Source organism: Photobacterium sanguinicancri (assembly GCF_024346675.1).
Classification (GTDB): domain Bacteria; phylum Pseudomonadota; class Gammaproteobacteria; order Enterobacterales; family Vibrionaceae; genus Photobacterium; species Photobacterium sanguinicancri.
The window spans coordinates 2459527-2477360 of record NZ_AP024850.1; the positions used below are offsets into that span (position 1 = coordinate 2459527).

Sequence of the window (17834 nt, forward strand, 5' to 3'; positions counted from 1 at the left end):
AGTAAAAGTGCAGCTTAATGTGGAGTCTTGTTTATTGGTGTTATTGTATTTTTATTATTACGGTCTCAGGTGGTATGGCTAAGCCGTTTGTGGTGATTGTTCAATTTCACCCTTTGCTTCTGCACGTTTATACAAAATAAGCGTAAGTACGATTGGAACAATCACGGCCACCAGCATGGCAATAAAGAAGGTCATCCAATATTGCGGTTGGATAGATAAAATACCCGGTAAGCCACCGACGCCAATACCATTCGCCATCACTCCTGCACTACCACAAATTGCAGCAGCAAGGGCAGAACCTATCATGGCGCTCAACATTGGAAATTTGTATTTTAAGTTAATGCCGTACATTGCTGGCTCTGTAACACCAAGGTAAGCAGAAATAGCCGCAGGGACTGAAATTTCACGCTCATTATTCTTTTTACTGATCCAAATAATACCGACAACCGCAGAGGCTTGTGCGATGTTAGACAATGCAATTAAAGGCCAAATGGGTGTACCACCTATGTCTTGCATTAACTGTAAATCCACCGCATTCGTCGTATGGTGAATACCAGTGATCACTAATGGTGCGTACAAGAAGCCAAAAATCATGGAGCCAATAACCGCAAAGTCACCCGTCATTGCCGCTTTAGCAGCCACACCTACCGCGTCACCCAACATGCGACCAAATGGGCCAATAAAGGCGTGCGCAAGAATCACCGCAATAATGATCGAGACAAATGGCACAATCACTAGGTATAAATAAGACGGAATAATACGCTTCAGGTTAGTTTCAATTAACGCTAAGGCTATACCCGCTAGCATCGCAGGGATCACTTGTGCTTGATAACCAACTTTCTCGATAACAAACAAACCAAAGTCCCACACCTCGGGCACTTCTTTTCCTATCAAATAGGCATTCATTAGCTGAGGTGACACTAAGGTTATCCCTAGCACTATCCCTAGAATTGGCGTACCACCGAGTTTTTTTACAGTAGACCAACACACACCGACAGGCAGGAAGAAGAAGATGGCTTCACCGATAAGCCATAAGAATGAGTGTACTGTCGCCCAGAAATGACTGATTTCAGTTAAGGTTTGGCCATCGAACATCTTAATGTCGCCGATGACATTGCGGAAACCGAGGATCAAACCACCGGTGATAATGGCTGGCAATAAAGGAACAAAAATTTCAGCTAGGTGCGAGATACTGCGCTCAAGCAAGCTCATGTTCTGGCGAGCAGCTACTTTAGCTTCGTCTTTACTCACGCCCGATTGGCCAATCATTTCGTTTAGCAGTTTGTAAACATCATCCACTTCCGTGCCAATCACAACTTGAAATTGGCCCGCATTGGTAAAGCAGCCTTTCACCATGGGAATGCCTTCAATGGCTTTCACATCAGCTTTCTCATTATCTTGTAATACAAAGCGTAGACGCGTTAAGCAATGGCTGACACCTGCGATATTTTCGCTTCCGCCAATATGCTTGATGAGTTGTTCAATATGCTGTCTGTCTATCTTACTCATATCGATATCCGTTCATTATGTGGGGCGTCGAGTGCCCAGATGTAAACCTAAAGTTTCACAGTGAATATTATTCTTTTACTTTGACTTGGGGCTATAGCGACCCCCAATGGGAACATTCCCAAATCAACCTGCGACAATAATGACAAACCTGACTTAATTTTAAAATGGGAACATTCCCAAAATATGAGAAAGCTCACAATACGAGCATAAGTTAACTATGGGTAAAATAGCCTATCTCGGCTAGATATGTGCCTCTTGAGTCAGGTGTGTAATCACATGTTGACCAGAAAGCTGTTTAATCAGTAGGTTAGCTGAAGATTTACCCGCATCAAAATAACCGGGATCGATTGAGAAGGTATTGGGGAAAATAAATGACAGTAACTCATTGGTACCTACACCAGATACCATCACATCGCTGCGATTACATTCTTGTAAACGCTTAGCAACCCCTAAGGCTAAAGTATCACTGGCGCAAACAATGGCATCTGTATCTTTGGTTAGAATAGAATCAGTCAGTTGATACGCACTTTCATGACTTAATTGTCCATGACAATACATAGGAGTCAGTTGCGCCGCATTGCAATAATTAATATAAGCATTTAAACGCATTAATCCTGTTGTTTTGTCGCTGGGATCAACGCCAACAAAGCTAATATTTCGCTTACCTTGCTGCTGAAGCTTTGCCATTGCCAACTCAATCACACCGACATTGTCATACCCTACCGAAGATACAGCATCGGTGTCGACCGCAATAACAACCGCTTTGTGCTGCCAAGCTTCTATCGCTTGAACATCGAAACCAGTAAAGCCAAATATAATCACCCCATCAACGTTGCGTTTTTTCAATACATCGAGGTGTTCATTGGTTTTCTGCACGCAAAATTGACTCTCCATAATGACAGCATCGTAACCCGCGGCATAAATGACATCTAAAATCCCGCTCACCGCTTTATTTTCAGAGGGAGAATCCAAGCGTGACAGGATCACGCCCACCACTTTCGCACTGCCCCCGCGCATCGCTTGCGCTGATTTTGACGGTACGAACCCGGCATCACGGATCACTTGTTCCACTTTAATACGGGTACTTTGCTTTACCTTTGGATCATTGGTGAGTACACGAGAAACCGTCGACTTGCCGACACCCGCTAATTTTGCGATATCGAGAATGGTGAGTTTTTTTGTCATAAAATCATTCAGACTAAAGCGTTTCGCTACATTGTCGTTACCACGTTAAATATTTCAACCGATTTCCATCACTTTTATTCAATTAGATGAAAAGGGTTGGTAATCCATAGTGTCAGTGTCATTTAATCGCAATTTGGTAGATAAATTTACACAATAAAGACATCAGATTGTGATTTAGTCTTTACACTTTATAACAATGAGCAGGAACAGAATTAAATTGTTTAATTTACACAATAATTGCTTGAATTTTGATTAATGAAACACCATATCTTACTGAGCGATATTAAATACATTATTGCCTTTAAGATGTTTTTCTAAGCAACCATGATTTAAATCTGCCCTATTCCGTGTGGTGTTTTCAAAGCAACTTGGTTGGCTATCTCCTATTCACTGCTGCCACACGGTAATAATATTAGAACTAAAATCACCTCGTGCCGCTGGTGACTGTATAAGCCACAGTCACAGTGAGACACAGTAAAGGTAGGAACTTATGATTACTCACGTTGGCATTATCGACCAAGACCCAGTACGGTTGATAACCCCCTTGCTAGACCATGGTGTACCCGCCAATAAAATGATCTTTATTGGCACAGAAACACAGCGCGAACAATACAATCGCCTGTCGTCTATCTTAACCCCTCGTAATATTGATGCTGAATTTTTTGTCATTCCTGACTCTATCAATATCACCTGCATTCGCCAGTGCCTTAATGAGCTAGCTGAAAAGCTTAAACAATCACAATCTGAGGTATGGTTTAACGCCAGCTGTGGTTTACGTCATCGCTTGCTGTCTGCTTATGAAGTATTCCGCTCGTTTCATTGGCCCATTTATGTCATCGAACCTTTTAGTGATGAAATGTGCTGGCTTTATCCGTCAGACCGCGAACAACAGCAAGTTGAAGATCGTATTCAATTAACGGATTACCTGACTATCTTTGGTGCACGTTGCGAACTTCCAGAGCAACTTGTTCCTGAAGCCCTTAATGACCAATTGCGTGAACTTGGCCAACGCTGGGCAAGTTCGGCACTCGAATTAGGCCCTGGTTTAGCAACACTTAATTACCTTGCGACAACCTGCCGTAAAGAACAATGTCTTACTGTCGCACTCAGTGAAAAGCAACAAGGCTATCGCGAATTAGGTATGTTGCTTGCGGACTTAGAAGATACTGGACTCGCGACTTATAAAGACGGTTCACTTACGTTCAAGCATGAAGAAGCGCGTCGTTTCGCTAATGGTGAATGGCTAGAAAATCTTGTTCACAGTACGGTACGTGTCATCCAAAATAACTTACCAACTATCCAAGATCACTCTGTTGGTGTACAAGTTTACCGTAAGATTGGTGATCGCGAAGTGCGCAACGAGTTAGATGTTGCAACCGTTGTTAATAACAAGCTGCATATCATTGAGTGTAAGACCAAAGGTATGCGCGATGATGGTGATGACACGCTATACAAACTAGAGTCATTACGCGACTTACTTGGCGGCCTGCAAGCACGCGCTATGCTAGTGAGCTTCCGTCCGCTTCGCCATCACGATCTCGTACGTGCACAAGACCTTGGTTTAGCTATCATTGGTCCTGATCAGTTAGGCGAACTTGAATTACACCTTCACCAATGGTTGAAAGGTGCAGGCGGTTGGGAACACAACATCGCTTAATGTTGATCACTGAAAAATAAATGATCTGCAAAAAACAGATACAACAGAGGCTGCAATCTGCAGCCTCTTTTATGTTCGCTATCAACCGAATCCGTTAAAAATGTAACCCTACAGGTCAATGTAATCGGGTTAGCTTCTTAATTTACTGAATATCAAATTCACTATCATCAGACGATTCATTGTCTTGCAAATCTACATCAGCAGAAGCCGTTATAGGCTGCGTATCAAGCTCAACGGGCACATCTAACGAAGGCGTTACTTTATCCGCTAATTGTAACTTCAGCGCTTCAATCTCTGCTTGTTGTTGATTCACTAACGCTTCTAGCGCAGTGGCACGCTGACTAACCTCGTTCGTTTTCAACGACGTTTTGGCAACATACTGTAAGCGTGCAGATTTTACATTACTGGTTATCCACGTTGCTTGCGTACGAATAGGCTGATCTCTTAAATCTTGATCGTTCAGCGCTTTGGATATACGTAACAGCTTATTTTCAATTTCTAAAATATAATCTTCATGCTGATCTTTACTCAAATCACGCATAGTATTTACTTCGAGCGCTATATGCGCAGCATGCGCGAGTTCAAACTCAATCTCTTTTACTGCCACTTCAATCGCAGTAAAATCACGGGGCGTTGCGTCAATTGTCGCTTTGCCCGATTCAATTCTGATTTCAACACGGTTATAACTGCGTGGTGCATAGTAACGCACATCATTTCGACGGTGTTGATCGAGTTGAGTTTCCAGCGGTGCAATATAAATCTTCTTTACTGTTTTCACTTCTAAGCTATGTGCTCGTTCCAAATATTCATCTTGTTTGCTGCGTGCTTGACTCACATCGTCACGATCTATGTAGTTAAATAAGCGTGCATACAAGCGACCAATACGGGTGTATTCTGAACGGTAGTATTTCTTCGCGTCTAGGCTATCTAAGTACTGCATCTGCGCCATTGCAGGCGCGAGTACCTCGTCAGCTTCTTCTTTCAAGCGCTCTAATGCCTTCATTTGCGTTTCAACAACGGTGATTTCATCGTTAAAACGATCCAAATACGTCGAAGAGGAGAAGAGTGAGTAGCTCTTTAAGGCAAGATCGGGATTATTGACGAGCTCTTTATAGATGCCGTCCGCCTTGGTCCAGCTCGATTGCATTAAGGCAAACTTCTCAGGCGAATAAATTTCTAAAAACTCGATTCCTTGTAGTTTTTTCTGCCAAGAGTTATGGCGCTGTATACTATTCTGATAGGCATTTTCAGCATTAATCTCAACCGTAGCTGATTGAGGTTCGCTGGTGCTCTGACAAGCACTCAATAAAGCAGCACATACCGCCAACATGGCTACTTTACGCAATGGGTTCATAGTGTAATCCGTTGTTATAATATTTATTATTTTTAAGCGTTTTCTTTGAAATTTTTCTTAAAAAATCGTCATTTCAGACAAAAAAGCACTTTTTTGTTTATTTTTATAGTGTTTACACAATAGTAACCGACCCTCATCGGGTACTAAAGCCTTTATTTGTAATAAAGCGCAGCATGAAAGGCCTCGCTTCTTTAGATAAGGTATCAGTGATCTGCTGAGACCAAGTTGTATCTTTACTTCCACCCGTTCTATCACGATAGTATTCACTGACCCTCATATCATAATCAGCTAATGCTTGAGTATCTAACGATGCTTGATAGTACTCCTGATGCACTATCATATTTTGTGGTAATCGAGGTTTAGGCTCTGGGTTTTGCGCAGGATGCCCTAAACATAGACCAAACAGTGGAATTACATGTTCAGGTAACTGTAATAATTGCGAAACCTGTTCTGGATTATTACGAATACCTCCAATGTAGACCCCACCAAGCCCTAAAGATTCCGCTGCAACTAAACAATTTTGTGCCATGAGTGCAGTATCTACCGCGCCAATAAGCGTTTGTTCAGTAAAACCTAATTGAGCTTCAGGGTGGATCTGTTGATGTCGATGAAAATCAACACAAAAGACTAAGAACTCTGCAGCAGTCTCAACATAAGGCTGATTACCCGAAAAAGTCGCGAGCTGAGCACGCGAATCAGCTTTCGTTACCCGTATGACACTCGTGCATTGAATATAACTAGATGTAGAAGCGGCAATACCACAATCTAAAATTGTGGCAAGCGTATCCGCTTCAATCGGCTGGCGTGTAAATTGGCGAATAGAGCGATGCGCAAGCAGGCTCTCGATAGTGTGGTTCATCCTTGTTACTCATTTTCTATCGTTGTTTGATCTACTCTTGTACCACAACAGCCGCAAATTTGCTCTAAAATGCCCAATAGCCTCTCTTTATTCAGCGGTAGCGGATTCCCCTTGATCGCGTTCGATAACATCGCATCTTCAGCAACATCACTGAACATAGTGTCGCAAAAACCATATTCACTCACCGCGGGTAAATTCAAACGGCGTAAAGTCCGTTTGGTCCATGTAATACCATCCGATATTTCTGCATTCATACGACCAGTAAGTAAACACGCTAACTGACGGTAACGGTTTAGTACGTCAGCTCGTCCTGCCTCGCGAGCAGCCAGCACATTTTCTTGCATTACAAACGGAGACAGCTGCGCTGTAATTAGACCATGCGGTGCTTGTAACCGCCCGCCAAGTGCCGACGCTAAGCCATGTGCTGCCCCTAGCTTAGCATTCGCCAAAGCCATCCCACCTAACATAGCTGCAAATGCCATATCTGAGCGCGCTCTTGGATCATCGTCTTCACATGCAGGAATAATGGCCCCAGCCAAACGACGTAGCCCCTCTTCGCAAATCATATCAGTGAGTGGATTTGGGTCACCACACACATAAGCTTCCATCAAATGCGAAAATGCATCCATGCCACAACAGGCAGAACTAACAGGATCCATACCGTAAGTCAGTGTGGGATCAACAATCGCCATATCCGGCAGCATATCAGGGCTGCGTAAACTCACTTTGACATTTTCTTGTGCTGAACGAAGGACCGCATTTTTGCTGACTTCAGACCCAGTGCCTGCCGTTGTCGGAATGGCAATAAAAGGTAAGGGTTTAGCTTGGAGCGGTACATTACGCCCAACCACTTCAACATAATCGTACACACTGCCTTGGTTAGGAATAAGTGCCGCTAATGCTTTCCCCGAATCTAAAACACTGCCACCGCCAATGGCAATAACCATGTCAGGTCTGAATTTTCGCCCCATCGCCGCCATTTCTTCTATCATGGCAATTAACGGTTCACCATGGACTGCGACTTGCTGGTAACGCATATTCTGTTGCTTGATATAATTAATGATGGGCTCAGATCGCGTGGAATCTTTGCCTGTTACAAGCAAAACGCTATAACCAAATTGGTTAAAAGCACTTAATGAATTATTCAGAGCCCCCTCACCAAAGACAATCCGTGTTGATGTCATAAATTGAAACATAGCTACCCCTATTATCAATTTTAAAAGTCCATTCATATAACCACTATGGTGCGTTATACGAATAGATTTTCCCCATACGAGTGCTACAAACTATCCCCATGAGCCAGCTTACGTTGCATGGGTTTACTTCTGTTCATGTTGATATAAAGCAACTTTACTCAGTGTTCATCTTACATACTGCGAATAACTAGTGGGCAGTCACAAATGAGACAAACCAAGCACATCTTGTGTCATATAAATGCAGTGTTTTTTTCATTTCACCGTCACTTAAGCCCACTAACCTAGCCCCATCAAACAAGGCACGACGCCTAACAAAAACATTTCTAGGGGATATAAGATGAAAAAAGCAGTACTGGCATCAGCAATTTTCGCAACACTGACTTCAGGTGCAGTAAGCGCAGCAACGGTTTACCAAGATGACACAAACTCGTTAAAAGTGGGTGGCCGTGCTGAAGCACGTTTTAATCTGTCAGATAACAACAAATACAAATCAGATGGCACAGAGAATGGTAAGGACACGTTCAAAGATAAATCGCGTGCTCGTATTAACCTAAAAGGTAAATCAGACATTACTGATAGCCTGACGGCATTTGGTACCTACGAATTAGAAGTAAAAGATGGCAAAGGCCAAGCAATCGATACTCGATACCTTTTCGCAGGTTTAGACACAAACTTTGGGGCTTTTTCTTACGGTCAGCAAGACTCGGCACAAGTTATTCTTACCGACTTTACCGATATTTTGGCAACATTTGGTGGTGATGCGGCAGATCTGATTTCAGGCAATGGTGACAAAAAATCAAATAACTTTATGTACTCAGGTAACTTCGACGCACTCACTGTTACTGCGAACTACATTGTTAACGATAAAGATTTAAAAGACACCAGCAGTTATGGTCTGTCAGCAGTATACGAATTACCATTTGGACTAGACCTAGGTGCTGGCTATGTCGGTGGTAAAGAAGGGAGTGATACAGACGTAAACCAATATAACCTTGTTGCACGTTATAGCTTGGAAAACTTCATGGTATCGGGTCTATACGCAGGCGGTAAATCTGAAACAGGTTCAACTAAAACAGACCTAACAGGCTACGAACTGGCTGCGGCTTATCAACTGAATCAGTTTATCTTCCAAGGCGTGTATAACAAACAACAAGCCAAAGTTGATGGTAAGAAAACAGATAATCAAGATTACATCGCGATTGAAGGTATCTACAAAATCAACAGCAACCTACGTACCTATGCAGGCTACAAATTTAACCAATTAGACAAGAATACTGACAAGTCAGCAAACAATGATGAGCTACAAGCAGGTATTCGTTACGACTTTTAAGTTGAATGCAGCACTAATACCTCTCAGAACCGAGCCTAGCGCTCGGTTTTTACATTTATGCATGCACAAAAAGACAACCCTCATCGAAGAATTTACCATCAATCGGTTTTATCTATCACATCAAGCGATAAATCCCACTTCCTCAATGCCATGAGCCACGATATAGTAAACATAATTGATTTAAGGAGAGAGTGTATGTTCGTTGTTATTTTTGGTCGTCCTGGTTGCCCATTCTGTGTTCGAGCTAAAGATCTAGCTGAAAACCTAAAAGAAAGCCGTGAAGACTTTAACTACCGCTACGTAGATATTCATGCTGAAGGCATCAGCAAAGCTGACCTTGAAAAAACAGTGGGTAAGCCAGTAGAAACTGTGCCACAAATCTTCGTTGATCAAGAGCACATCGGTGGTTGTACTGAATTTGAAGCATACGCAAAAGAAAACTTGGATCTTTTCCAATAATCATATTGGCGTAATATCGCTGCGTAACAAGGTAAAACTCTCATGAGAGTAAAACCTTAAATTACGACATGTCAAAGCCAGTCTCATGACTGGCTTTTTGCTCTCTGTTTATAAGCCTTTTCAATACAAAATTCAGTAACGCTTTCACCCTGTTGAATAATTTACCACCCAGTTCGCATAGTGCTTCTATTCAGGTAGCTTGTACCTGTTTTTCAAGCACTTTTAACAATCAAAAACAATGTATTTATTAAAAAATAAATTTCATTAAAATCTATAACCCACCTTTAAAATCAGCTAGAATTCATGCACTCATCGCGTGCTATTGTTCCGGAAAAAATGTTGTGAATATCGACGTTGCAGCTTTGCTTCACCAAAATGATATTTTGTTGCTCTTTGTTGTTCTTGCTGTTGGCTTAAGTGTCGGTAAAATCCGATTCGCTAATTTGCAATTAGGCAATTCTATTGGCGTTTTACTCGCCGCCCTTCTCCTCGGTAATGCAGGTTTCACCTTTAATACAGAAGCGCTAAATATCGGCTTTATGCTGTTTATTTTCTGCGTCGGTATAGAAGCTGGTCCTAACTTCTTCGGTATCTTCTTCCGAGACGGAAAACACTACCTTCTATTAGCTCTGGTTGTATTGCTGACTTCCATCGCAATTACGATGACCATGGCTGAGCAACTCAACCTTGATATCGGTTTAGCAACAGGTCTAATGGCCGGTTCACTAACAGCCACTCCGGTGCTGGTAGGTGCTAAAGATGCGCTTAACGGCGGGTTGGCAGGCATAACGGATAGCACGGCTATTCAACAAATGGTTGATAGCCTCAGTGTCGGTTATGCGATGTCGTACCTTGTCGGCCTTGTTAGCTTAATTATGCTGGCAAAACTGATGCCGAAATTGCAAAAGCAAAACCTTGCAGAGTCGTCACAACAAATCGCCAAAGAACGTGGCATTGGTGAGGTAGGCCAACGTAAAGTCTACTTACCTATTATTCGTGCTTATCGTGTTGGTCCTGAACTGATTAACTGGATTGATGGTAAAAACCTACGTGAACTAGGTATTTATCGTCAGACAGGTTGTTATATCGAACGTGTACGCCGAAATGGCATTCTAGCGAACCCTGATGGTGATGCTATTTTGCAAGAAGGGGATGAAATTGCACTCGTAGGCTACCCTGACAGCCACGCACGATTGGATCCAAGCTTCCGTAATGGTAAAGAAGTCTTTGACCGTGATCTTCTCGATTTACGTATCGTTGAAGAAGAAATAGTAGTTAAAAATGACAATATCGCAGGTAAACGCTTATCTGATTTAAACTTGTCAGAATACGGCTGTTTCTTAAATCGTGTTGTACGTGCGCAAATTGAAATGCCAATGGATCATAATATCTTGCTTGATAAGGGCGATATTCTGCAGGTCAGCGGTGAGAAAAGTCGCGTATTGGGTTTAGCTGAACGCATCGGTTTTATCTCGATTCACAGCCAAATAGCCGACCTCTTAGCTTTCTGTTGTTTCTTCATCATTGGTACGCTGATCGGTAGTATTACCATGACGTTTGGCCATATCACCTTTGGTTTAGGTAGTGCAGCAGGCTTATTGATTGCGGGGATTACCCTTGGTTTCCTACGTGCTAACCACCCTACCTTTGGTTATGTCCCACAAGGGGCGCTAAATATGACTAAAGACCTCGGGTTAATGGTTTTCATGGCAGGTATTGGCTTAAGCGCGGGTTCAAACTTATTTGACTCATTGTCTGAAATTGGCTTCGCTGTTTTTGCTACTAGTATCATGGTGAGTGTCATCCCGGTTGTGGTGGCGTACCTGTTCGGTGCTTACGTACTAAAAATGAACCGCGCCCTATTGTTTGGTGCAATCATTGGTGCTCGCACCTGCGCGCCAGCCATGGATATGATTAACGAACATGCGCGTAGTACGATTCCTGCATTGGGCTATGCCGGTACTTACGCAATTGCCAACGTTCTGTTGACCATCGCTGGTACATTGATCATGATCCTGAGTTAACAGACTCGATTTTGAATAATTTAAAGCAGCTCTTCTATAAGAGCTGCTTTTTTATTAACGGTATTATTTATCAAAAATGAGTCGGCTTAAAGTCAGCCTCTATTCAGTCAAATTGGTTACACTCTACTGCTACGAACACAACCCATTTCACATGGTCATTTAAGCGTAAGTCTGATCTTTTCGTTTATACCAATGAGCAACAAGTGGCAATTTAGACTCTATGTTCGGGCGCTGGATCAGAAAACCTTGAATTAATCACGATTTAACATCTTGATATTCGCAAGGTTCTCATCTATTCAGTATATTCAATGAAATATATTTATATCTGGGTACTCATATTATGCGAATTCTTATCGTCGAGGATGATTCAATCCTCAGCCATCACCTTAAATCCCAGCTTACCGAATTAGGTAATCAAGTTCAGTGTGCCGATACCGCAGAAGAAGGCTTATTCTTCGCGAAAAACTACCCAAACGATATCGCCATTGTGGATATTGGTTTACCTGATAGAGATGGTATAAGCTTAATCAAAGACATGCGTAAGCAAGGTTTACGCCTACCAGTCCTGATCTTAACAGCACGCTCTAACTGGCAAGACAAAGTAACAGGCCTAGAAGCAGGTGCTGATGATTACTTAGTAAAACCATTCCAAAAAGAAGAAATGGTGGCACGTTTAAGTGCACTCGTTCGCCGTAGTGCGGGTTTTGTTAAGCCAGAAATGTCAGCAGGACAAATTCGTGTGGATCTGCTTGCTAAGCAAGTTTTCATTGATGAAAGTCCACTAGAGCTAACGGCATTTGAATATGACTTACTTGAATACCTGATGCGCCATAGCCGCCAAGTTGTTTCTAAACAACGCTTATTGGATGTGCTATACGAAGACCAAGAAGGCGATCCAAATACCATTGAGGTCATGATCAGTCGTTTACGTAAAAAAATCGTCAAGGCAGGCCAAGAAAACCCGATCTCGACCATTCGTGGCCAAGGGTATATTTTTGAGCTGCATGCTCAATGAGTAATATTATTCAGCCACGATTGCGCCGCCGAGTACTTGTTACCTCGGTTGCCATCATCGTTTTAATTACCTCTGCGCTTGCAGGGGTGATCAACCAACTTTATACCCAAAGTTATATTGCCGCTTATTCGTCTGACTTAGCCACACAAATGCCAATGGTCGTTGCTCAACTAAATCGAGCCGGCCTGATTAAAGACGTTGATAAGTGGATTCAGTCTATCGACCCATCAGAAACAGACTATATGTCTGTGCTCTGTAATCAAAAGTCTGAAACGGTTTGGTTATCAGATGATGCAAAAGATGCGAAGCTCATTAATATCTGTGAAGATGTGCCAGATGAGCTATTTGCCCCCAATCTCATTCAAAACAGTGAAGGTGTAAACTTCATTGTCTCTAACTTTGGTACAGAGCATAAAGAAGATGGTAATACGTTCCGTCTTGTCGTATTACGTTCAGGCGATGATTATGCCTCTGCTTTATCTCAGCTTCATAAGCGCACCACATTTTATCTCGGCCTATTTGTACTGATTGCCGTTGCCTTTTTGATTGCCGCATTCCACTGGAGCTTCCAGCCATTACGAAAACTGGCAAACCAGCTTGATCAAATGACGGAATCAAAGCGTGAAGCCTTAGATCAAGATTACCCAATGGAGCTGCAAGAAGTCACATCGGCATTGAACCGTTTGATCCGTATTACGGAAGATCAAAAGGGCCGTTATCGCCATGCGATGGATGATTTAGCACACAGCTTGAAAACCCGTTTAGCGGCAACGAATGCGCTGCTCGATGATAAAGAACTAACGCGAGCCATGCTTAATCAGCGCGTAATGGAGCAAATCAGCCAAATGGATGAATTGGTTCAGTACCAACTAAAACGCGCGATGATGGGCCAACAAGGCCTACAAAAAACCATGACAGAGCTAAAACCCACGCTTGATAGTTTCCAACGTTTATTAAGCAAAGTTTACGGCGATAAAGACGTTAATCTTGTCTATAAGTTTAACCCCAATATGAAGCTGCCGATCAACCGTAATGACTTAATGGAGTTGCTGGGTAACTTATTAGAAAATGCCTACCGTTTCTGTATTAGTACGGTACAGGTGAGCGTGAAAGAGCATGCAGATCACTACATCATTATTATTGAAGATGATGGCCCTGGTGTGAACGACCAGATGCGAGAAGCTATTTTCCAACGCGGTGTACGTGCTGATCAGCTAAACCCAGGGCAAGGAATCGGTCTATCGGTTTGTCATGAATTAGTCGACAGTTACCAAGGCCGTATTCATGTTCAAAAATCATCATTAGAAGGCGCGGCATTTATTATTCGTTTGCCTAAACACTAGCGCTATAAGCATGAGCTAGGTACGCTTTAACACAGCCAATCACAGGCATAAAAAAACCGCCCTTCAATTTAATTTGGGGCGGTTTTTTCTTATCTCTAAATCAACAACAAGTTAGATGTCTTGAACATCGAACTCAACAAGCGTTGCAACATCAGCTTCGTAATCGATAGCATCGATACCAAAACCAAATAGCTTCAAGAAATCATCTTTGTATTCTTGGTAGTCAGCAACGTCGAATAAGTTTTCGTTCGTTACAGTAGACCATAGGTCACGACAGTGCTTTTGAATATCTTCACGTAGTTCCCAATCATCTAAGCGTAAACGGTTCTCTGCATCCACTTCTGGTGCTGTACCATCTTCTTTGTATAGACGTTGTGTGAACATGCGGTGAATTTGTTCCATACACCCTTCGTGTACGCCTTCTTCACGCATTTTCTTAAATACCATTGCGATATACAGTGGCATAACAGGAATAGCTGAGCTTGCTTGCGTTACAACACTCTTAAGCACGGCTACGTTCGCTGAACCACCCGCCGTCGCTAACTTAGTATTCAGTGCTGTCGCTGCACGATCAAGGTCCATCTTCGCTTTACCTAGCGCACCATGCCAGTAAATTGGCCAAGTGATCTCAGTACCGATGTAGCTGTAAGCAACCGTTTTACAACCGTCAGCTAGCACACCCGCTTCAGATAGTGCGTTGATCCATAGTTCCCAATCTTCGCCACCCATTACAGTCACGGTATCAGCGACTTCTTGCTCTGTAGCTGGTTCAATGCTCGCTTCAATTAATACGTCTTTATTGGTATCAACTGCCGTTGCTGTGTACGTCTCACCCATAGGTTTCAACGTAGAGCGAATCACTTCACCTGTGTCTGGCATTTTACGTACTGGTGATGCTAGCGAGTAAACCACCATATCAATCTGACCAAGGTCTTCTTTGATCAAATCAATTGTTTTTTGTTTAGCTTCATGAGAGAAAGCATCGCCATTCAAGCTCTTAGAATAAAGACCTTCTTCTTTCGCTAGCTTGTCGAATGCTGCTGAGTTATACCAACCTGCTGTACCCGGCTTTTTCTCTGTACCCGCTTTTTCAAAGAACACACCAATCGTTGAAGCACCACCACCGAATGCCGCAGCAATGCGGGATGATAGGCCGTAACCACTTGAAGACCCCACAACAAGGACACGCTTAGGTGCATTTGCAATTGGACCTTGTGCTTTAGTGTAAGCAATTTGTTCTTTGACGTTTTCTTCACAACCCACTGGGTGCGTTGTTGTACAAATAAATCCACGAATTCTAGGTTTGATGATCATCTTCAACTTCCCTTACATAATTGCCAGTAAGGATAAAAGGTTACTGACTTTTTCGCATTACATTTATAGCCGAAATGGCTAAAAATCACAGTGGTTGGAGGTGTTATCGCAGCCATTTGACACTTTAAATGCCTTTCAACACCTTAATATTAATGGCATGCACACTTCTTCGTACAGTTTACCATCAGGTTGAATTCTGTTTTTCACCTATGAAGATTGTTTAAATTATCGCCTAATAACACGTATAGAAAAGCCGACTCATCGCTGAGTCGGCTTTTTCTAATCACGATACCGCGCTATTGCATCGTCACAATCCGTTAAGTTAGAACTTAAAGTGGCTGATTTTTTCACTAACCGCATTGGTATAGCGAGAAACCTTCGTACATTCTTCTTGAGAAAGTTGAGCCCCTTCTCCGATCTCTTCGGCGGCATCATTGATTGCCACAATGCTACGATTCACTTCCTCCGTAACGGCGGCTTGTTCCTCAGCAGCACTGGCAATTTGATGAGCCATATCTTGGATCTTGCCGCTTTGTACGCTGACTTCATTTAAGGCTTTAACCGCATCTTCTGCATGAGACATACACAAGTTACTCAGCTCCCGATTCTTCTGCATCGTCGCTACCGCTTGCTTGCTGCTGCCACGTAAGCCATCAATCATAAGCTGGATCTCATCTGTTGAGTCAGATGTTTTCGTGGCTAGATTACGGACTTCATCCGCCACTACAGCAAAACCTCGTCCTTGCCCACCAGCACGAGCGGCTTCAATCGCAGCATTCAGTGCCAACAAATTCGTTTGCTCTGAAATATTACGTATCACCTCTAAGATGCTGCCAATATCATTACTTTGTACTTCGAGTTGTTCAATCACTTCTGTTGCTTCAACAACGTTTTGTGCTAAGTCGCGTAGACCATTTGCGGTCGCTTCAACCACATCTTGCCCTTGATTAACCGAACGCTGGGTCGATGTCACTGCATCCGCAGTTTCTTGTGCATTATCAGATACACTGTGAGCCGTTGACGACATTTCATTGGTTGCCGTTACAACTTGTTCAATCTCTTGTCGCTGAGCCAGAATATTCGTTTGCCCCTGCGATGCTACAGCGGCGGTGGCAGATACACTTTCTGTCAATGAACCGACTGACCCTGCGATATCACTGACAATACCGCGTACGTCGCCAATAAAGGTATTTAGGTGCTTGGCAAGCTGGCCTGTTTCATCCTTACGATCGATATCAATAAATTGAGTAAGATCGCCCCCTGATTGCGTTAGCGCTTTCACTCTTGTGACCAGTACACTGATAGGCGCAACAATCGAGAGTGACACAAACCACATTAGAATAAGCCCCAGCAAGCCCGCGATGGAACCCACAACCATTTGTCCTGTTAGGTTATCTGAGTATCGGGTAATCACCGTATCAACAATGGCTTGTGCATTCGCAAGCGCAATATCTTCAGGGACGATGACAATAACTTGCCACTGTGTTTGCGTCCCACTTGTTTCGAATCCAGCGGTCGCTATCAGATCATTGCCATTCACTATAGTTTCGCCAACTTGACGAGACATTAATAAGTTCTTCAGTGATGTTGCTGATAGTTTTTTACCAATATTAGAAGGTTCTGCACTATCAGCGCTGATCATTTCAGCAGCGCTCAGAATAACGACCCGAGACTGGCCATCTAATAAATTAGATGAAGTCGATTTCGCTAATGATTGTAAAAATGCGAGTGAATAATCAACCCCAAACATGCCGAGGAATTCTCCGTCACGCAGAATAGGCGCGACAAATGAACTCATTAACGTCGAGACACCTTGAATAGTGTAGCTTGCAGGATCAATAACACATGCCCTTTTCTTTTCCATTGGGCATAGATACCACTCTGAATCACGTACTCCTGTCGCATTTAAGTTATGATTGTAATAAGGATAAGAAGCCTCTAATACAATATCACCTGATGGTGAGCGGTTATAATACGGGCTAAAAGAACCATTCGGTTGAGAATATCTGTCATTAATATAATCACGAGCTTGCCCGTTGAATTTATCGAACTCCCACGCTGAATAAATGCCAATGATATTTTCAGTGTTATTGATAGTATTACCAAGAAGGTTAATTAACCCCTCTCTTGTCATTTCAGGGTCTTTGCCACTAAATGACTGAGCATAATTAGCCGATATATCAATTGCTTCATTGAAAATGATATTGATTTTTTGAGCCTCAACTTCTGCGGAGAGGCTAAGCTTTTCAATTAAAACACTTTCAGCGTCTGTTAAAATTAACTCATCTAATTCATGAAGTAGGCTTTTACCACTAAAGTGGCTATAACCCACCATCGCTAATGTAACGGTAAGTAAACTCGCGCCACCAAACAACATTATGTGTTGTTTAATACTAGAGAATTGCATATAAATCCCTTTGCTACTTTTTATTTTTCAAATAACCCTGATGAATAAATATTTGTATTTTTTATTTCAAGAGGAAATATAAAAACCTGTAATAAGTTAAATCCTCAGTAAAGAGGCATATAAAATAAAAGCAGAATTTTTCTTTATAAAAAAGCTAGCATATCGATATAGTGCAAACAAAA

At 42.5% G+C, this 17834-nt stretch carries 13 protein-coding genes; 6 read left to right on the plus strand and 7 right to left on the minus strand.

Translation table 11 applies throughout. The features are described from left to right. Positions 1 to 78: 78 nt before the first annotated feature. Positions 79 to 1509 carry a PTS trehalose transporter subunit IIBC gene (treB, locus tag OCU87_RS11510; protein WP_062690781.1) on the minus strand — a complete coding sequence of 477 codons (1431 nt, stop codon included), beginning with the start codon at positions 1507 to 1509 and terminating at the stop codon, positions 79 to 81. Between the two features lie 240 nt (positions 1510 to 1749). Next, positions 1750 to 2694, minus strand: a complete 945-nt coding sequence (treR, locus tag OCU87_RS11515) for a trehalose operon repressor TreR (RefSeq protein ID WP_062690780.1) — start codon at positions 2692 to 2694, stop codon at positions 1750 to 1752. 490 nt (positions 2695 to 3184) lie between these two features. Here treR and OCU87_RS11520 point away from each other — a divergent pair, with 490 nt between their 5' ends. Beyond that, complete coding sequence (locus OCU87_RS11520; RefSeq protein ID WP_062690779.1) at positions 3185 to 4351, plus strand: Card1-like endonuclease domain-containing protein; 1167 nt, start codon at positions 3185 to 3187, stop codon at positions 4349 to 4351. Positions 4352 to 4493: 142 nt separating this feature from the next. Here OCU87_RS11520 and OCU87_RS11525 read toward each other — a convergent pair whose 3' ends face one another. The 3 genes from OCU87_RS11525 to OCU87_RS11535 all read right to left on the minus strand — a co-directional run bounded on the left by OCU87_RS11525 (position 4494) and on the right by OCU87_RS11535 (position 7760). After that, positions 4494 to 5705 (minus strand): coiled-coil domain-containing protein, encoded by a 1212-nt coding sequence (locus OCU87_RS11525; protein ID WP_062690778.1) that lies wholly within the window; start codon positions 5703 to 5705, stop codon positions 4494 to 4496. 133 nt (positions 5706 to 5838) lie between these two features. After that, positions 5839 to 6564: an oxygen-insensitive NADPH nitroreductase gene (nfsA, locus tag OCU87_RS11530; RefSeq protein ID WP_261857194.1), complete on the minus strand. Its 726-nt coding sequence runs from the start codon at positions 6562 to 6564 to the stop codon at positions 5839 to 5841. A 5-nt stretch (positions 6565 to 6569) separates the two neighbouring features. Beyond that, positions 6570 to 7760, minus strand: a complete 1191-nt coding sequence (locus OCU87_RS11535; RefSeq protein WP_062690776.1) for an iron-containing alcohol dehydrogenase — start codon at positions 7758 to 7760, stop codon at positions 6570 to 6572. Positions 7761 to 8097: 337 nt separating this feature from the next. Between OCU87_RS11535 and OCU87_RS11540 the strand changes: the two genes are divergently transcribed. The 5 genes from OCU87_RS11540 to OCU87_RS11560 all read left to right on the plus strand — a co-directional run bounded on the left by OCU87_RS11540 (position 8098) and on the right by OCU87_RS11560 (position 13931). Further along, complete coding sequence (locus tag OCU87_RS11540) at positions 8098 to 9090, plus strand: porin (protein ID WP_062690775.1); 993 nt, start codon at positions 8098 to 8100, stop codon at positions 9088 to 9090. A gap of 195 nt (positions 9091 to 9285) precedes the next feature. After that, complete coding sequence (locus OCU87_RS11545) at positions 9286 to 9549, plus strand: GrxA family glutaredoxin (RefSeq protein ID WP_048900199.1); 264 nt, start codon at positions 9286 to 9288, stop codon at positions 9547 to 9549. A 341-nt stretch (positions 9550 to 9890) separates the two neighbouring features. After that, positions 9891 to 11573 carry an aspartate:alanine antiporter gene (locus tag OCU87_RS11550; protein ID WP_094958578.1) on the plus strand — a complete coding sequence of 561 codons (1683 nt, stop codon included), beginning with the start codon at positions 9891 to 9893 and terminating at the stop codon, positions 11571 to 11573. Between the two features lie 340 nt (positions 11574 to 11913). Further along, positions 11914 to 12588, plus strand: coding sequence for a response regulator (locus OCU87_RS11555; RefSeq protein WP_062690774.1), 675 nt, complete (start codon positions 11914 to 11916; stop codon positions 12586 to 12588). Further along, positions 12585 to 13931, plus strand: coding sequence for an ATP-binding protein (locus tag OCU87_RS11560; RefSeq protein WP_062690773.1), 1347 nt, complete (start codon positions 12585 to 12587; stop codon positions 13929 to 13931). The genes OCU87_RS11555 and OCU87_RS11560 overlap by 4 nt, the downstream gene beginning before the upstream one ends. A 111-nt stretch (positions 13932 to 14042) precedes the next feature. Here OCU87_RS11560 and fabV read toward each other — a convergent pair whose 3' ends face one another. Both fabV and OCU87_RS11570 read right to left on the minus strand, forming a co-directional pair. Continuing rightward, positions 14043 to 15245, minus strand: coding sequence for an enoyl-ACP reductase FabV (gene fabV, locus OCU87_RS11565; RefSeq protein WP_261857195.1), 1203 nt, complete (start codon positions 15243 to 15245; stop codon positions 14043 to 14045). Between the two features lie 322 nt (positions 15246 to 15567). Next, complete coding sequence (locus tag OCU87_RS11570; protein WP_261857196.1) at positions 15568 to 17652, minus strand: methyl-accepting chemotaxis protein; 2085 nt, start codon at positions 17650 to 17652, stop codon at positions 15568 to 15570. Between the last annotated feature and the right edge of the window lie 182 nt (positions 17653 to 17834).